14 protein-coding genes are annotated in these 16,767 nt (G+C 46.3%); all 14 read right to left on the reverse strand.

Annotated features, from left to right (window positions below; translation table 11 throughout):
* Positions 1-176 precede the first annotated feature (176 nt).
* A complete protein-coding gene (locus ABIC22_RS28105; protein WP_354485382.1) occupies positions 177-4,499 on the reverse strand; it encodes a PolC-type DNA polymerase III in 4,323 nt (1,440 codons plus the stop codon).
* A gap of 143 nt (positions 4,500-4,642) precedes the next feature.
* A complete protein-coding gene (gene proS / locus ABIC22_RS28110; protein ID WP_193721909.1) occupies positions 4,643-6,097 on the reverse strand; it encodes a proline--tRNA ligase in 1,455 nt (484 codons plus the stop codon).
* A 62-nt stretch (positions 6,098-6,159) separates the two neighbouring features.
* Positions 6,160-7,431, reverse strand: coding sequence for an RIP metalloprotease RseP (gene rseP, locus ABIC22_RS28115; protein WP_127536239.1), 1,272 nt, complete (start codon positions 7,429-7,431; stop codon positions 6,160-6,162).
* 112 nt (positions 7,432-7,543) lie between these two features.
* Positions 7,544-8,683, reverse strand: coding sequence for a 1-deoxy-D-xylulose-5-phosphate reductoisomerase (locus tag ABIC22_RS28120; RefSeq protein WP_127536240.1), 1,140 nt, complete (start codon positions 8,681-8,683; stop codon positions 7,544-7,546).
* A 77-nt stretch (positions 8,684-8,760) separates the two neighbouring features.
* On the reverse strand, positions 8,761-9,555 hold the full coding sequence (locus tag ABIC22_RS28125; RefSeq protein ID WP_095287798.1) for a phosphatidate cytidylyltransferase: 795 nt from the start codon (positions 9,553-9,555) through the stop codon (positions 8,761-8,763).
* Positions 9,556-9,571: 16 nt separating this feature from the next.
* Positions 9,572-10,339 (reverse strand): undecaprenyl pyrophosphate synthase, encoded by a 768-nt coding sequence (locus tag ABIC22_RS28130; RefSeq protein WP_095358604.1) that lies wholly within the window; start codon positions 10,337-10,339, stop codon positions 9,572-9,574.
* 89 nt (positions 10,340-10,428) lie between these two features.
* Complete coding sequence (frr, locus tag ABIC22_RS28135) at positions 10,429-10,983, reverse strand: ribosome recycling factor (RefSeq protein WP_095287800.1); 555 nt, start codon at positions 10,981-10,983, stop codon at positions 10,429-10,431.
* Positions 10,983-11,711: a UMP kinase gene (gene pyrH, locus ABIC22_RS28140; RefSeq protein ID WP_095287801.1), complete on the reverse strand. Its 729-nt coding sequence runs from the start codon at positions 11,709-11,711 to the stop codon at positions 10,983-10,985. The genes frr and pyrH overlap by 1 nt, the downstream gene beginning before the upstream one ends.
* A 229-nt stretch (positions 11,712-11,940) precedes the next feature.
* Entirely contained in the window at positions 11,941-12,591 is a 651-nt protein-coding gene (gene tsf / locus ABIC22_RS28145) for a translation elongation factor Ts (protein WP_095287802.1), read from the reverse strand.
* A gap of 120 nt (positions 12,592-12,711) precedes the next feature.
* Positions 12,712-13,410 carry a 30S ribosomal protein S2 gene (gene rpsB / locus ABIC22_RS28150; protein ID WP_047842496.1) on the reverse strand — a complete coding sequence of 233 codons (699 nt, stop codon included), beginning with the start codon at positions 13,408-13,410 and terminating at the stop codon, positions 12,712-12,714.
* A gap of 272 nt (positions 13,411-13,682) precedes the next feature.
* Positions 13,683-14,318: a peptidase gene (locus ABIC22_RS28155; RefSeq protein WP_354485387.1), complete on the reverse strand. Its 636-nt coding sequence runs from the start codon at positions 14,316-14,318 to the stop codon at positions 13,683-13,685.
* 3 nt (positions 14,319-14,321) lie between these two features.
* Positions 14,322-14,891: a DUF6115 domain-containing protein gene (locus ABIC22_RS28160; protein ID WP_354485389.1), complete on the reverse strand. Its 570-nt coding sequence runs from the start codon at positions 14,889-14,891 to the stop codon at positions 14,322-14,324.
* A 66-nt stretch (positions 14,892-14,957) separates the two neighbouring features.
* Positions 14,958-15,272 (reverse strand): hypothetical protein, encoded by a 315-nt coding sequence (locus ABIC22_RS28165; protein ID WP_127536244.1) that lies wholly within the window; start codon positions 15,270-15,272, stop codon positions 14,958-14,960.
* Between the two features lie 51 nt (positions 15,273-15,323).
* Positions 15,324-16,733: a flagellar assembly protein A gene (locus tag ABIC22_RS28170; protein ID WP_354485391.1), complete on the reverse strand. Its 1,410-nt coding sequence runs from the start codon at positions 16,731-16,733 to the stop codon at positions 15,324-15,326.
* Positions 16,734-16,767 lie beyond the last annotated feature (34 nt).

A 16,767-nucleotide genomic window follows, 5' to 3' on the forward strand; every position in this document is an offset into this window, starting at 1 on the left:
ACTAAAGAGTGGGTTTCCCCACTCTTCAGAAATTCGTACTATCTCGTTCACTTCAGAAATTATAACATAGTCTGGTAATAGTGACAAGTAAGCGATCTTTCAGGTCAATTGCGTACTAATGAAGAAAAAATTACGCAACCTTCTGACAGGCGTTTTTTTGACGGCTTAAGCTTCCATTAAAACAGGGATAATTGATTGCTTTCCGGAAGCCCCCGGAAACAGCCCATGCCAGACAATAGTTCGACAATCGTTTTACTTGCCTTGGATTTTTGCTGAAAATCTTCAATCGACAGAAACTCGCCATGATCTCTTGCCGCCGCAATATTACGTGCTGCATTATCACCGATTCCCGCCAGTGCAGAAAATGGAGGAACCAGTGCATTTCCGTCTACGATAAATTTCGTAGCTTCAGAACGATACAAATCAATCGGCTTGAGTGAGAATCCACGAGCTGCCATTTCCAGAGCCATCTCAAGCACAGGAAGCATGTTTTTTTCTTTTGGCGGTGCCTGGAAACCCAATTGTTCAATTTCAACAATTTTCCGATAGATCGCATCGTACCCCTGACACACCAGCTCGATGTCAAACTCATCTGCACGAACTGTAAAATAGGTTGCGTAGAATTCAATAGGATGATACAGCTTGAAGAATGCAGTACGAACTGCCGAAATGACATAAGCGGCCGCGTGGGCCTTCGGGAACATGTACTGGATTTTGAGACAAGAGTCAATGTACCATTGTGGTACTTTGCAGTTTTTCATCTCATCAATCCACTCCTGAGGCAACCCCCGCCCTTTACGAACACTCTCTGTAATCTTAAAGGCCAAACTTGCATCCATCCCCGCTTTATAAATGAGGAATAACATGATATCATCCCGGCAACCAATTACCGTTTTAATGTTACATGTACCGTTCTTGATCAATTCTTGTGCGTTTCCAAGCCATACCCCTGTTCCGTGGGACAATCCCGAAATCTGCAATAAATCGGCAAAAGACGACGGCTGGGATTCGACAAGCATTTGACGCACAAACTTCGTCCCCATCTCCGGCACACCAAAGGTTGCAACAGGTGAACGGATCTGTTCAGGAGTTACTCCCAGTGCTTCCGTAGAGTTGAACATGCTCATGACTTTTGGATCATTCATCGGAATGGTGGTTGGATCGACCCCCGTCAGATCCTGCAGCATCCGCATCATGGTCGGATCATCGTGTCCTAGGATATCCAGTTTCAACAAGTTCTCTTCAAAGGCGTGATAATCAAAGTGCGTTGTTTTCCACTCTGCAGTAACGTCATCCGCAGGATATTGAACAGGAGTGACATCTTCCACTTCAATATAATCCGGCACAACGACAATGCCCCCGGGATGCTGTCCCGTGCTCCGCTTGACCCCTGTACAACCTGAAGCCAGTCGATTCAATTCAGCTCCGCGCCATTTCTTATGATGCTCTTCCTCATATTTCTTGGCGAAACCAAAGGCTGTCTTCTCGGCAACTGTACCGATGGTGCCAGCCCGAAACACGCTTTTTTCACTAAAGAGTACTTTCGTGTAGTTGTGAGCATGTGGCTGGTAATCACCCGAAAAGTTCAAGTCGATATCGGGAACCTTGTCCCCCTTAAAGCCAAGGAACGTCTCAAACGGTATATCTTGCCCTTCTCCCTTCAGTCTGCCTCCGCAGTCGGGGCATTCCTTCTCTGGAAGGTCGAATCCACTTGGTACACTTCCGTCCAGGAACCATTCGCTGTGCTTACATTCAGAGTTTACACAGATATAGTGAGCCGGAAGCGGATTAACCTCGGAGATGCCTAGGAAGGTTGCAACAACCGATGATCCTACAGATCCCCGGGAGCCTACCAGATAACCATCCTGATTCGATTTTTTCACCAGACGCTCCGAGATCAGATAGTTGGCGGAGAAACCGTATTTGATAATCGGCTGGAGCTCTTTCTCTAGGCGTGCCACTATGACTTCAGGCAGGTCTTCACCATATATCGACTTTGCCGTATTGTAGCAGGTGTTTCGAATTTCTTCGTCCGCACCTTCCAGTATTGGCGTAAACAGTTTGTCCGGGAACAGCTTGATTTCCTCAAAGCGATCAGCAAGTTCTATCGTATTCGTGACGACAACCTCGTAGGCTTTATCCTGACCCAGGAACTGGAATTCCTCCAGCATTTCTGCAGTGGTTCTAAAATGGGCATCCGGTTTGCGCTGGTCTTTCAGAGGACTGAAACCGGTAATTCCGTGGATGGTAATATCCCGATAGATTTTGTCCCTCGGCTCCAAATAATGCACATTGCCTGTAGCAATAACCGGCTTGTTCAATTTGGCTCCGATATCAACTACTTTACGAACCGCAAGTTTCAGTTCCTCCGGTGTGGCCACAAGTCCCTTGTCCACTAGATGCATATACATCGTAAGGGGTTGAATCTCCAAAATGTCGTAAAACTCGGCGATTTCTTCGGCCTCTTCCAGTGATTTATTCAGAACAGCCTCGAAGAACTCACCTTTTTCACATCCGGAAATAATAACCAGTCCTTCGCGCAAACCGACCAGTTTGGACTTTGGAATACAAGGGACACGCTTGAAGTATTCCGTATGAGACAAGGACACCAGCTTGTACAAATTCTTCTTGCCGACATCATTCAATGCGTAAATCCCGCAGTGGAATGGACGTGTATTCGACAGATCAACCCCAACGTAATCGTTCAACCGGTCCAGCATGGTTAAGCCTTTTAACTGGGCTGCATCATTCACTAATCCATTCAGGATTCCAGCAAGTGCAATCGTATCATCAATCGCCCGGTGATGGCTTTCCAGTGCGACTTTGTATTTGTCAGCCAGTGTGTTCAGTCGGTGGTTTTTCATCTTTGGATACAAAAGCCGTGCCAATTCCAACGTATCCAGCACAGGGTTGGGCAGCTCAGGCATACCCAAATTTTTAAGGGACGCCTGGATAAAGCCCATATCGAATCGTGCATTGTGCGCGACCAGCACGCCATCACCCGCAAACGCAACAAAGTCACGAATGACCGGTTCAAGCTCCGGTGCATCTTTGACCATCTCATCCGTAATGTTGGTCAATTGCTGGATGTTGTACGGAATTCGTTCATGTGGGTTTACAAAGGTGGCAAACCGGTCGATCTCTTTGCCCTCTTGTACTTTGACTGCAGCAATCTCAATAATCTTGTTCTGTGTAACGGATAGACCCGTCGTCTCGATATCGAATACGATGTAGGTCGCTGTTTTCAGATCAATTGGCTGTGGTGCCAAGACAACGGCAACGGAATCATTCACTACATTGGCCTCTAGGCCGTATATCATTTTGATGCCGTTTTTCTTCGCTGCTTTGGCTGCCTCCGGATAGACCTGTACTCCACCGTGATCTGTGACGGCAATTGCCGTGTGTCCCCACTCCGCAGCAGTTTTCACATATTTATCGATGGAGGTTACAGCATCCATGGTACTCATGGTTGAGTGCAGATGGAATTCCACCCGTTTCTCCTGCGCGGTATCTTTTCGTGATGGAGGTGCTTTAATTTCGGTCAGATCCGAAGGGATCATGGCCAGTTCAGGAATTTGCATAAACCGGTCGTACTCTACGCGTCCGCGAACCTTGACCCATTTCCCATTGGCCAGAAGGCTCAAGATTTTAACATCCTCTTTTGTCTTCGCAAACATCTTCATCTGCATCGAATCTGTAAAGTCGGTCAGATAGAAGGTAAACAGCGTATTTCCGTTTCGCAGCTCCTTGCGGTCCAGACCAAAGATCGAGCCCTGAAGCGTAATTTTCTTCTCTTCATCCTGAACTTCCTGCATCGGTACAGCTGGCTCCTTGATCTCATAGCCCATCTGCAAGCGTACATCGCCCTGATCTTCGTCTTCCGGAGCTTCCATTTCGGTCACTTCGCTCATCATCTGTTCGATGACCTGTCGCTCCTCAACCTTCTTCTGAGCCTGGAACTGCTCCATTGCTTCCTTATTGCTTCCCACTTCACCAACTTGTAGTTTAATGCGGAGCGGGAGATGAAAATACTTTTCATAGAATGTTGAAATCGCTTGATCAATCTGTTTCTTGCGCGCCAGCTCCATCGATGTAGAATCACTCATGGTCAATTGCAGCAAATCTGCTTCACATTCAAAGGTAGTTCGGTTCATCCATCCATTTACGGATGGGATCTCGCGAGTGACCCATTCCAGAAACAGATTCCAATATTCACTGACAATATCCCCTGGCTGCACTTGCTCTGTATACTTAAAACCAAATGTAATTTTGGCGATATGATTCATTTTCTCCTGAATATGCAGGCTAAAAGTACGATAGATCGGTGCAGGGACCAACGTATCCTTACAGATCAGGATATGCCATTCCCGGTTGCTGCGATTCGTCTCTACCTGTTCAATCCATCCGTCCAGAAAATAGGGATCGGTCAGACCTGCAGGTAGCTCTGCCTGTTTCATCAACAATTCAAACCGTTTTCGTTTCTCCTCGAATCCACTCATCGTGTTCCTCCTTGTACCCCCTTAAAACATGAAAAGCTTCTGCAATCAAAAATGTCCCCGATCCGAACCCGCACCGACTCATTTTATCCGACAGAAGCCTTCCATTACTTACTCATACGGTGAATATTCCTGTTAATGATGACCTAGTAGGCTCTTGCAAACACTACTGTGTTCTTCGCCTTTTCACCACAAGCCAGGCACGTATGCTTTTCTTCCGCAGGCTGGAACGGAATGTTCCGGCTTGTTGCACCTGTTACTTCTCTTACTTTATCTTCGCAAGCTTCGGAGCCGCACCAGCCGGCCAGCGTAAAGCCGCGTTTGTTTTCCATCAATTCCTTCATCTCATCGAGCGTATCTACAGAGTAGAAGTTGTCCGACATAAATGTGCGTGCACGTTCCAGCATATCAGATTGAACCTGATTCAGCATATTCTGAATTTCTTCCACCAGATTCGCCTGCTCTACTACTTTTTTCTCACCTGTGATCCGAGACACAAGCACACATACACCATTTTCCATATCGCGAGGACCAATCTCGAGACGAACTGGAACTCCGCGCATCTCGTATTCATTGAATTTCCAGCCTGGACGAACGTCGCTGCGGTCATCCATTTTAACACGAATGCCTGCTTTTTTCAGTTCAGCGAACAGTTCGTCCGCACGACCCACAACGGCATCACGCGTTTTTGGCGGTCCAATCGGAATCATCACGACTTGGGTTGGTGCCACTTTTGGAGGAAGTGCCAGGCCACGATCATCTCCGTGTACCATGATCAGCGCACCGATCAAGCGTGTACTTACACCCCACGATGTTGTATACGCATGCTCAAGCACATTTTCCCGGCTGAGATACTGAATCTCAAATGCTTTGGCAAAGTTAGTACCCATGAAGTGAGAAGTTCCGGCCTGTACGGCACGTCCATCTTTCATCATCGCTTCGATGGAGTATGTATCCACCGCACCTGCAAATTTCTCTGAAGGCGTTTTTTGACCACTGATAACCGGGATAGCCAAGTACTCTTCCACGACTTCGCGATAGATTTCAAGCATGCGCATCGTTTCTTCACGTGCTTCTTCTTCCGTCTCGTGAGCCGTATGACCTTCCTGCCAGAGGAATTCGCTTGTCCGTAGGAAAGGCAATGTTCTTTTCTCCCAACGAACAACGTTAGCCCACTGGTTGATCAGAACAGGCAGATCACGATAGGATTGAATCCATTTGGAATACATGTGACCAATGATGGTTTCGGAAGTCGGACGAATGGCCAGACGTTCTTCCAGCTTTTCACCACCAGCTTCGGTAACCCAAGGCAATTCCGGGTTAAATCCTTCAACATGCTCTTTTTCTTTTTGGAAAAAGCTCTCTGGAATGAACATCGGGAAATAAGCATTGCGATGGCCCGTTTCGCGGAAACGACGATCAAGTTCATCCTTGATATGTTCCCAGATCTCAAAGCCGTCCGGCTTGAACACAATACATCCGCGAACCGGCGAATAATCCATCAGATCGGCCTTTTTAATAACATCAATGTACCAACGGGAGAAATCCTCGCCCTGTGGTGTGATTTCAGTCACGAATTGTTTATCATTTTCCTTTGACATAAGACTCCAGCGTCCTCCCATAACGACCCTCTCTGCAAATTCAGAGTGTAGTCAAACCATAATTATCCGTTAATTAAACGTAGTATATCATTATATGTTACAGCCAGCATCAGTACAAACAGCATGGCAAAGCCTATAAAGTGAACCATGCCTTCACGGTTAGGATCAACAGGACGTCCTCGCAGCGCTTCAATTCCAAGGAATACCAATCGGCTGCCATCCAGCGCAGGTATTGGCAACAGGTTGAAGATTCCAAGGTACAAGCTCAAAATAGCAGCCCATCTTGTTAGCTGTTCAATGCCCTGTTTGGCAATCTGACCTGTTACTTCAAATGTACGTACCGGTCCGCCAATGTCGTCCATGTTAAACTGATTAATCAGATGTTTGAAACCTTCAAAGATGACTTTTGTGGTATCCACCATGGCTAAACCTGATACTTTGAATGTTTCTGCAAATCCAACAGATCGGGTTGGCAATGTTGGCACGATTCCTACCTTACCACCCTCTTGTCCCTCTACAGTGCGGGGCGTAATCGTTATATTGAACGTTTCATCTCCCCGACGCAGGGTCCATTCCATCGGCTTGTCTTTCGACTCAGCAATCATAGCCACCATTTTTTGCGAATCAATACCTATAGCCGTACCATTGATGGTTTCAATGATATCTCCTTCTTTCAGGTTGGCCTGGTCGGCAGCGCCGCCCTCAAGTACTTCACCGATTTGCAGATTTTTAGGGTTTTCCACAGGAACTCCCGCCATTTGTGCATACACGGCAAACAAGACAAAAGCCAGAATGAAGTTCATCAATGGTCCAGCAAAAATGGCCATCGCCCGCTGTCCAACCGTCTTGCTGCCAAACTGCCGGTCTTTCGGAGCAATTTGTGTTTGTTTACCGCGACTAACGAGCATTGCTTGTGGATGTATGCGGTAGTGTTGTACCTCTCCATCAACATCCAATTGCAGTTTCAACGCGTTCTCCATATCAATGGAGATCACTTCACCACGTATTACATTTTTACGATTATCCAATTGGTCCAGATAAATCATTTTCACTTGATCATCCATCGGTCTAACCGCAATGGTCTGACCCTCTTGGATTTCTACAAGCTCGGGGTCTTCACCAGCCATACGTGCATATCCGCCAAATGGAAGCAAACGCAAAGTAAACTGGGTCTCGTTTCTTTTATATGAGAACAATTTGGGACCAAAACCGATCGCAAATTCCCTTACAAGAATACCGGCGCGTTTGGCAAAATAATAATGCCCCCATTCATGAACCGTCACGATGACAAAGAACATGAGCACCGTTAGAAATACAACTTGTATGGTTTCCAATCCCTATCCATCCTCCTTCACGGCACGAACCGAAGTCTGTCCCTTTAGATTATCATTATTCCAAGGTGCCGCACAAGAGAATCACTTCTTCCATATTTGTGAGGAAAAAGGATTACAGACTAAAAGCATGTTTACGACTTTCCTGGTCACATCTTGCAATTTCTTCGAGATCAGGGTTGTCCACATTGCGGTGTGCATCCAGCACGGAAGCAATAATATCCTCTATTTTAAGGAACGAAATCTCTTTGCGCAAGAAGCGTGCTACAGCAACCTCATTCGCGGCATTAAATGCCGTAGTTGCAGTCCCTCCCATTTTACCACACTCATAAGCCAGTCTTAAACAAGGGAACCGTTCCATATCCATCTCACGGAATTGCAGCTTGCCTGCTTGGGCCAAAGATAGTCGCTGTGCTGGTGAAGGCAGCCGATCCGGATAAGTTAACGCGTACTGAATCGGAACACGCATGTCCGGATTGCCAAGTTGAGCAATGATGCTCGTATCCTCAAATTCAACATAGGAATGTATGATACTCTCTGGGTGAAGCAGCACGTCAATCTGGTCATAGGTCAACCCGAACAGCCAATGAGCCTCTATCACTTCCAAGCCTTTATTCACCATCGTTGCGGAATCAATCGTGATTTTGGAGCCCATCGACCAATTGGGATGCTTCAGGGCATCTTCAACCGTAACATCCCGCAGCTGTTCACGTGAGAAATCGCGGAAAGAGCCCCCTGAGGCCGTAAGGGTAATTCCTGCGACCCGGTTACGGTTTTCTCCGTTCAAACATTGAAATATCGCAGAGTGCTCACTATCGATCGGCAGCAGAGAGACACCTTTTTCCACAGCTCGCGCTGTCACAATATGTCCTGCCGTCACCAGTGTTTCCTTATTGGCAAGACCTATTTGTTTGCCTGCTTCAATGGCAGCCAGTGTTGATTCGAGCCCTACGCTCCCCATAACAGCTGTCACCACAGTATCTGCGTCTGTCCCGGCTGCTACTTCCACCAAGCCCTCTTTTCCATAGAAGAGCTGCGTTCCCGCAGGTAAGTGCGGGGCGACCGTATCAGCCAATTCTTTGGTACCTACCGATACCTTTTTTGGCCGATAGCGATTGGCTTGTTTGATTAAAAGTTCAGTATTCCCTCCGGCAGCCAGGCCCTCCACCTGAAAAAGCTCAGGATGCATGTCAACGACATCCAATGTTTGAGTTCCAATCGAACCGGTGGATCCGAGAATTGCTATTTTCTTCATGCTGCACCTCATCTTTATTTATCCATTGCGTGCATAATTTCGAATCCATTTGTTATACACGTCTTATGTTCAAAACATTAGTAAGGCAGAAGCATTAGTATATGTACAAATGGAAACACAACAATCCAGCTGTCACACCGATCCAGAATACCTCCATGCCCCGGAAGAAGGTTGCCGGAATCCTTAATATTGTACACACGTTTGTAAGCGGATTGGATTAAGTCTCCCATTTGGCCGACTACAGCACATGCGAGCCCAATCAATATTGCTCTCTGCCAAGATAACAAGCCATCCGATAACATCGCAAACACAACAGATGTTACAACGGCAATCACAATACCGCCCAACGCGCCCTCCACCGTTTTGTTAGGACTTATTGATGGCCATAATTTGTTTTTCCCCATAAGCTTACCAACAAAGTAGGCACCAGCGTCACTGGCCCAGATCGAGCCTAATAATAGGAACGTCCAAAAGAGCCCGTGATGAAGATGTCTGGACTCAGCAATATAATAAAAACCGATGCCTATATACAGCACACCCAAAAAGAGCATGGCTATTGTATTCACAGGAATCCTGTTCTTGGTTATCACCGAGGCCGTCATTAAAACAAGCATAACCAGCCAACTGATCTGGAACAGCGTCAGCGGTCTGCCTTCCCACACCATTTCCCATGGAAAGACAAGCGCAAAAACACCTGCATATCCAATCAGGGCTACACCTGAAAAAGGTTGTACCCCCGTCATTTTCACAAATTCATAATAACCGATGAGAGCCATAAGCAGTACCAGGCCATGATACCAAGGTCCGCCCAGCATGCAAAAACCCAAAAACAACACACCTGCTACTATCCCTGTCGTTAATCGCTGTTTCAACGGCTTCATCCTCCATCTATTTCAAACCGCCGTAACGCCTTGTTCTGCGCTGATATTCGGCTACTGCTTCAAGCAAGTGCTGTTTGCCAAATTCGGGCCAGTATATATCCGTAAACCATAGCTCGCTATATGCAAGCTGCCAAAGCATAAAATTACTGAGCCTTAATTCTCCACTTGTCCGGATTAACAGATCCGGATCAGGCATATCCACAGTCAACATATGTTTGTCTATGAGCTCAGGTGTAATGTCTTCTGCCGAGAGTTCCCCCGACTGGACCTGCAGTGCAATCTGCTTCACACAGTCCGTCATTTCTCGACGACTTCCATAATTCATTGCAAAGTTCAATACAAGCCCCGTATTGTGTTCCGTGAGACGAATTGCTTCACGTAGGGCATTAACGGTATGTGAAGGTAACTTCTCTTCCTGCCCCATCATGCGTATGCGGACATTCTTTTCTATAAGTTCATCTAACTCAATCGCCAGAAATTCTTGTGGAAGTCTCATTAGAAAATCCACTTCTTCTTTTGGACGTGTCCAGTTTTCTGTCGAAAAAGCATACATCGTCAGATATTTGATGCCCAGTTCATCCGCCGCGATGGTTGCACGTTTCACTGCCTTCATGCCATTCTGATGCCCAGCTATGCGTGGCAGACCCAGACGTTTGGCCCATCGACCATTCCCGTCCATAATAATGGCAACGTGCTGCGGGATATTATCCTCGGATATAGTCAGCGTTTCCTGCTTTTCAGCCCCATTCCACCACGACCGAACCCGTTTGATCATTCCTGTTCCTCCAAAATCCCTGAAGTTTCTTCACCTGAAGACTAGAAAAAGAGACAAAACCCCACCGTATTGGAGGGGCTGCGCTTGTCTTACACTTCCATAATTTCTTTTTCTTTGGCAGCGAGTACCTTATCGACTTCAGCAATAAACTTGTCGGTCGATTTTTGGATATCGTCCTGATGTCTCCGGGACTCGTCCTCGGAAATCTCTGACTTCTCCATTTTTTTAATATCATCATTCGCATCACGACGAATGTTACGAATCGCAACTTTTCCTTCTTCGCCGAACTTTTTCGTCAGTTTTACGAGTTCTGTTCTGCGCTCCTCTGTAAGTGGAGGAATGGACAAACGAATCATATTACCATCGTTGGCCGGTGTTAATCCCAGATCCGACTTCATGATCGCACGTTCGATTTCACCCATAGAAGATTTGTCCCATGGCTGAATCATCAGCGTACGGGAATCTGGTGTGCTAATATTCGCGAGTTGATTAAGTGGTGTCATTGCTCCATAGTACTCTACCTGAACCCGGTCCAGAAGAGCCGGAGTTGCACGTCCTGCACGCAAAGTGGCAAGATCACGACGTAACGCTTGAATTGCTTTATCCATACGTTCTTCGGCATGTTTTTTAACCGCTTCTGGCATTAATCTACACTCCCTTTAACGATTGTTCCGATGCGTTCACCCAGAACTACACGTTTGATGTTACCTTGTTCTGTAATGGCAAATACAATCAACGGAATGTTGTTGTCCATGCAGAGCGAGGACGCCGTCGAATCCATTACACCAAGATTTTTGTTAAGTACATCGAGGTAAGTCAATTGCTCATATTTCTCAGCTGTACTATCCTTGAACGGATCGGCCGAGTATACGCCATCAACTTTGTTTTTAGCCATCAAGATGACTTCTGCTTCGATCTCCGCTGCGCGCAGTGCTGCTGTTGTATCCGTGGAGAAGAACGGGTTACCTGTACCTGCTGCAAAAATAACGACACGGCCTTTCTCCAGATGACGAATAGCTCTGCGACGGATATATGGCTCTGCAATTTGCTGCATGGCAATTGAAGTCTGTACACGTGTAGGCACTTCAATCTGTTCCAATGCATCTTGCAGTGCTAGCGAGTTCATTACTGTAGCTAACATTCCCATATAGTCGGCTGTTGCTCGATCGATGCCGTTTTCGCTGCCGGCGATTCCGCGCCAGATGTTTCCGCCACCACATACGATGGCAACCTGCACACCAAGTTCAACAACTTCTTTTACCTGCTGAGCAATCGACGAGATCGTCTCTGCATCAATACCATAGCCGTTTTGACCGGAAAGGGACTCCCCACTAACCTTTAAGACAACGCGTTTGAATACTGGCTGTTCCAATTGTTCACCCTCCACTTTAAACTTGAGCACCTTCGGTGTTCAATCAACAAAACTTCTCGCGCATGGCCTCCTGCTTAAAAAGAAAGGAACACGACTGTGTTCCACTCTTTTAGAAAAACGATTAACCGGTTAGGCACTGTTTTCCTGAGATATAAGGGAGCTCTGCTTCGAAGTTTTATCATTCTTATATCTTCGAAAACCAATTTCTGCTTGCCGGTATAAAACCGTCTTATTTGTTCACTTGGGACATAACTTCTTCTACGAAGTTATCTACTTTTTTCTCCAAACCTTCACCCAGTTCGTAACGAACGAAACGACGGATGGAGATGTTCTCACCGATTTGGCTGATTTTTTCATTCAGCAATTGGGAGATTGTTTTGTCTGGATCTTTAACGAAAGTTTGTTCCATCAGGCAGTACTCTTCGTAGTATTTACCGATACGGCCTTCAACCATTTTCTCAACGATTTTTTCTGGTTTGCCTTCGTTCAGCGCTTGAGCTTTCAAGATTTCTTTTTCTTTTTCCAGCTCTTCTGCAGGAACTTCTTCACGAGTTACGAATTTCGGACTAGCTGCAGCGATTTGCATAGCGATGTCTTTAACGAAATCTTTGAATTGGTCTGTTTTACCTACGAAGTCAGTTTCGCAGTTAACTTCTACCAGGACACCGATACGGCCACCAGCGTGGATATAAGATTCTACAGTACCTTCAGTAGCTGCACGTCCTGCTTTGTTTGCAGCTGCGGAAAGACCTTTTTCACGCAGAATTTCAGCCGCTTTTGTGATATCACCATTTGCTTCTTCCAGTGCTTTTTTGCAATCGAGCATACCAGCGCCCGTTTTTTCACGAAGTTCTTTTACTGCACTCGCGTTAACTGCCATTATTAATTCCCTCCAAAATAAGTATTGTACGTACACGTACACTCTAAAAAAAGGGCAGTGAGAGGTTATCCACCTACCAACCACCCTTTTCATTTAGTTCATTCGTTATGTTCGAATCTATTAAGCGGAAGTTTCTTCGCCTTGGTTAGCTTCGATCACGGCATCAGCCATTTTACCTGTCAACAGCTTAACAGCGCGGATTGCATCGTCGTTACCTGGGATAACATAATCGATTTCGTCCGGATCGCAGTTTGTATCAACGATACCTACAATTGGGATACCCAATTTGCGAGCTTCAGCAACAGCGATACGCTCTTTGCGTGGATCGATGATGAACAGGGCGCTTGGCAGGCCTTTCATATTTTTAATACCGCCGAGGAATTTCTCCAGACGATCTTTTTCTTTGCGAAGCAAGATAACTTCTTTTTTAGGCAATACAGCGAATGTGCCGTCTTCTTCCCAAGCTTCCAGTTGTTTCAAACGATCAATACGTTTTTGAATCGTTTGGAAGTTAGTCAGAGTGCCGCCCAACCAACGTTGGTTAATGTAGAATTGACCAGCGCGTTCAGCTTCTTCTTTAACAGAATCTTGAGCTTGTTTCTTAGTACCCACGAAAAGAATTGTACCATTCTCTCCTGCGATTCCTTTAACGAAGTTGTAAGCCTCTTCGACTTTTTTCACCGTTTTTTGCAAATCGATGATGTAAATTCCGTTTCTTTCAGTGAAGATATAACGATCCATTTTTGGGTTCCAACGACGAGTTTGGTGACCGAAGTGTACCCCAGCTTCGAGAAGCTGCTTCATGGAGATTACTGCCATCTTCACACACCTCCTAATATGGTTTTTATTGTGTCCTCCGCCGGCATCATTTTTCGCCAAGACTCTCCATCAGGAAAGCACCCTCAACAAAATTAGCACATGCGTGTGTTTTAACACCGTTATCTAATATAGCATAACTGCTTGGCTGATGCAACAGTCTTTGAAAGCAAAAATACCTAGTCGCACAACGTTTTTATGTTATGTGGAATCTCCGACTATAATTATTGCCCAATTAGACTATAAAATAAAAGAACCGTCTTGCCTGAGTGTACTCAGCTTGACGGTTCTTGAGTAATTTTGGCGATGATGGATTCGAAGCTTTCCCCTTTTTCAAGTGCGTACGTTCCCACCTGAATCTTGGTGTTGATTCGCTCTGCCTTTCCCGCCTTAATGAAGGCCTGGGCATCCTCTACTATGCCAGCTTTCTCGAGATTTCCAGCGACAATCGCCAAACTGTTACCAGAACGCACTCTAAATGTGACTGTTGCCTTTTGAGGCGTATTCGGTGACGATGGCTCTGCTGCTTTTGGCTCGCTCACATTATTCGGACTCTCATTGCCACTTGAAGCTGGCTGCTGAGGCTCCGTGGGAGCTGCCGGATCACTAGTATCCTCTGCTTTCTTCGGAGCAGCAGCCGTTTCCCCCTGCATTTCACTGCTCTCCTGCTTTTTCTTTTGTACCCATTCGGCTTCCGTATATAGTTCGTCCTCTGTACCGACAAGCTTCAAATCCATGCTTTTGGCAACCAACTCCAGCTCTTCCTTCGTCAGATTGGCTGCAGTTGCAGCCGGATCCGTTTCCAAACTGCTGTCAGATAGGGCGTTTTGTCCCACTGTGGCAAGCTGAAGCAGCACTGCTCCAATGATCATGCCCGTTCCAATTCCAATCCATAGGGAGCGCTTGTCCATCTCTTAGCCTTCCTCCCGTTCTGCCAGCTGAAGAATCAGCTGTACTTCTCCACGTTGTATGCCGGTCTGTTTTGCGATCGCATCCACTGATTTGCCTTCATCATACAAATGAAACACTTCTGAATACCGATCTTTGATTGACTCTCGCTCATTGACAGGCTCTTGGCCACTTTGTGTTGGCTCAGTTTCTGAAATCTGCTTTGTGGCGTCATCTCTCATACTGGCCACAAGAGCCTGAGCCTGCAGCGCATTGAATTCATCCTTTGAAATATCTGAAACATGATGGGTTTCGGACTCTTTGCTTTTTTCAAGTTCATTGAGACGCTTCTGCAATTCTTCAAGCTGCATTTGCATGCGTTGATCTGCAGCTGCCGCCTCTCCCTTCATTTCAGCAACACGCTGAATAAGGGCATCATTATCGCTTTCGATCTCAGCCATATAATGTTCAAGTGTGGATTCCATCTCTTGCACTAATTGTTGGCTAGGTTCTGGCGTCTTATTTTTCTTGGGCATGATGAATGCATATGCAATGGCACAGGCACCTAATATGACAATAATAACCCATGGTGACAAATTGGTTCCTCTCCTTTGGATATCGCCTTCAAAGCTCAAGTCTTCATTTTTGTAATACGGAAAGGGTTACAATGACAGATCCACATGTTTTCCTTTGTACGGATGCTCCGCAGGTTTGACTTGCTCTGACATCTGGATCGTCTCCTGCTCCCGGGAACCCCCTTCGTGCTCTCCATTACTAGATTGACCGTCTCGTACACCTGTATGTGTTGTTTCTTCCATCGCTTCACTGCGCTGTCTTGCCTCTTCTGCTTCCTTGGCCGTTTGCACTGCCAGTAAATTCTGGTCCGTGACCGGCCGCTGCTGATATTCGCTCTGATACCGACCGGCTTCACTTGTTCGTGGTACTGCAATCTGCAACTCTACTGCCTTAAAACTCATACGCTCACCTCACGGTTTCGAATGGTTTTCTACCTGTGCCTGATGCTGTACTTAAACGAATGGAGTCATCGTAATGTCCCCGTCATGATAATAAAATGAAATTCTACTCACAGGATCTTTAATAAATTTGGTGTATCTGCCGATAACTATCTTAGAGCCTCCGTAAATCATCTTGAGAATATCCACCCGGGCTCTGCTCGTATCTTCCAATACTTTTTCAATTTCGAATATACGTGACTTGGTTTCCTCATTAAGACGAAGTGCCGATTTTTGTGTAGCCGTAAGCTTAACTCGCATAGCCATTTTGTCAGGACTCAGTTGTCCAGCAGCAGCTAATTGGTCCAGCAGTACCAATGCTTTTTTCGTTTTGTCTAATGAATCCATCTGTTCCCTGAGCACTTTACGCAATTCACTCAGTTCGTTACGCAGTTTGGGTAGAACACCAACTTCAATCGAAGTTACTGTCGACATGCTGTTCCCCACAATTCGTGCTGAAACGTTCTCACCGGCTTGAATGGATCCACCAACAATAAGGCCTTTGGTGCCGGCACAGATCACGCTCCTGCCTGCACGGATATTGGAATGCATAATGCTTTGAGAGACGAGAACATCTTCACCTGCATCTACGTTACCTTCCTGAATAAAGGTGCATTTGACATTGTGACCCGCCTGAACAAGCCCTTTGTTATATCCGATAATACCACCAGTGATCTCAACAGAGCCCCCTGCTTCTAGCTCTGCGCCTTCGACACCGCCGACTACGCGAATGTCACCCGCAGCTTTTATTTTAAAACCAGTCAGTACATTGCCGCGTATGACCACCGTACCTACAAAATCAATATTACCGATATTGTAGTCTACATCGCCATTTATTTCGTATACCGGGAATACATTCAGTTTGTTCCCTTCCGTTTTGGTCACGAGTCCATCCAAAGCGGCATACATTGCAGATCCATCCGGATTAATAACAACATTTTTCCCCACTTTGAATCGTGCGTCTTTCCCTGGTCGAAAAGGAATTTGCTCACCAGTAACGGCCTGGCCTACTGAGCCATCCACTGGAGGAATGCGCTCGGCAATGATTTGACCTGATTTTACATTATTCAACCGAGTTACTTCTTTGTAATCCACCTTGCCATCTTCCGCTTCCAGAGGCCGCCGTTCACTCGCATCGTCCATGCCAACCAATACCTTGATGTACCCGTCTGTTCCAGGAACAGCCGCGATGCCTTCGGCGATCTTCAACTGCGTATTCATATAAGTTTCAGGTTGATTCACAAACACGAGCAGTGCCTCACGCAGCACACCATACTTAATGCCCTGACCCGCAATAAACTGTTCCAGGTCATCCAGCGTGCAGGTGAAACCTTCTTCCTGCTTGGAAAACTCAAGGTAGGCCGTACTTTTATCTTCCGATAAAACAACGCTAAGGCATTGTTCCAAAGCAATTCGCTGTGTCAATGCAGTTCTTCCTCCTTTTAGACTTTCCACTCCC

Source organism: Paenibacillus sp. PvP094, from assembly GCF_040546835.1.
Classification (GTDB): Bacteria; Bacillota; Bacilli; order Paenibacillales; family Paenibacillaceae; genus Paenibacillus; species Paenibacillus illinoisensis.

Bases quoted from the DNA above. Each gene is read 5' to 3' on its own strand.
- ABIC22_RS28105 (WP_354485382.1), bottom strand. From the start codon at position 4,499: ATGAGTGGATTCGAGGAGAAACGAAAACGGTTTGAATTGTTGATGAAA.
- proS (WP_193721909.1), bottom strand. From the start codon at position 6,097: ATGTCAAAGGAAAATGATAAACAATTCGTGACTGAAATCACACCACAG.
- ABIC22_RS28120 (WP_127536240.1), bottom strand. From the start codon at position 8,683: ATGAAGAAAATAGCAATTCTCGGATCCACCGGTTCGATTGGAACTCAA.
- ABIC22_RS28130 (WP_095358604.1), bottom strand. From the start codon at position 10,339: ATGATCAAACGGGTTCGGTCGTGGTGGAATGGGGCTGAAAAGCAGGAA.
- frr (WP_095287800.1), bottom strand. From the start codon at position 10,983: ATGCCAGAAGCGGTTAAAAAACATGCCGAAGAACGTATGGATAAAGCA.
- tsf (WP_095287802.1), bottom strand. From the start codon at position 12,591: ATGGCAGTTAACGCGAGTGCAGTAAAAGAACTTCGTGAAAAAACGGGC.
- rpsB (WP_047842496.1), bottom strand. From the start codon at position 13,410: ATGGCAGTAATCTCCATGAAGCAGCTTCTCGAAGCTGGGGTACACTTC.
- ABIC22_RS28155 (WP_354485387.1), bottom strand. From the start codon at position 14,318: ATGGACAAGCGCTCCCTATGGATTGGAATTGGAACGGGCATGATCATT.
- ABIC22_RS28165 (WP_127536244.1), bottom strand. From the start codon at position 15,272: ATGAGTTTTAAGGCAGTAGAGTTGCAGATTGCAGTACCACGAACAAGT.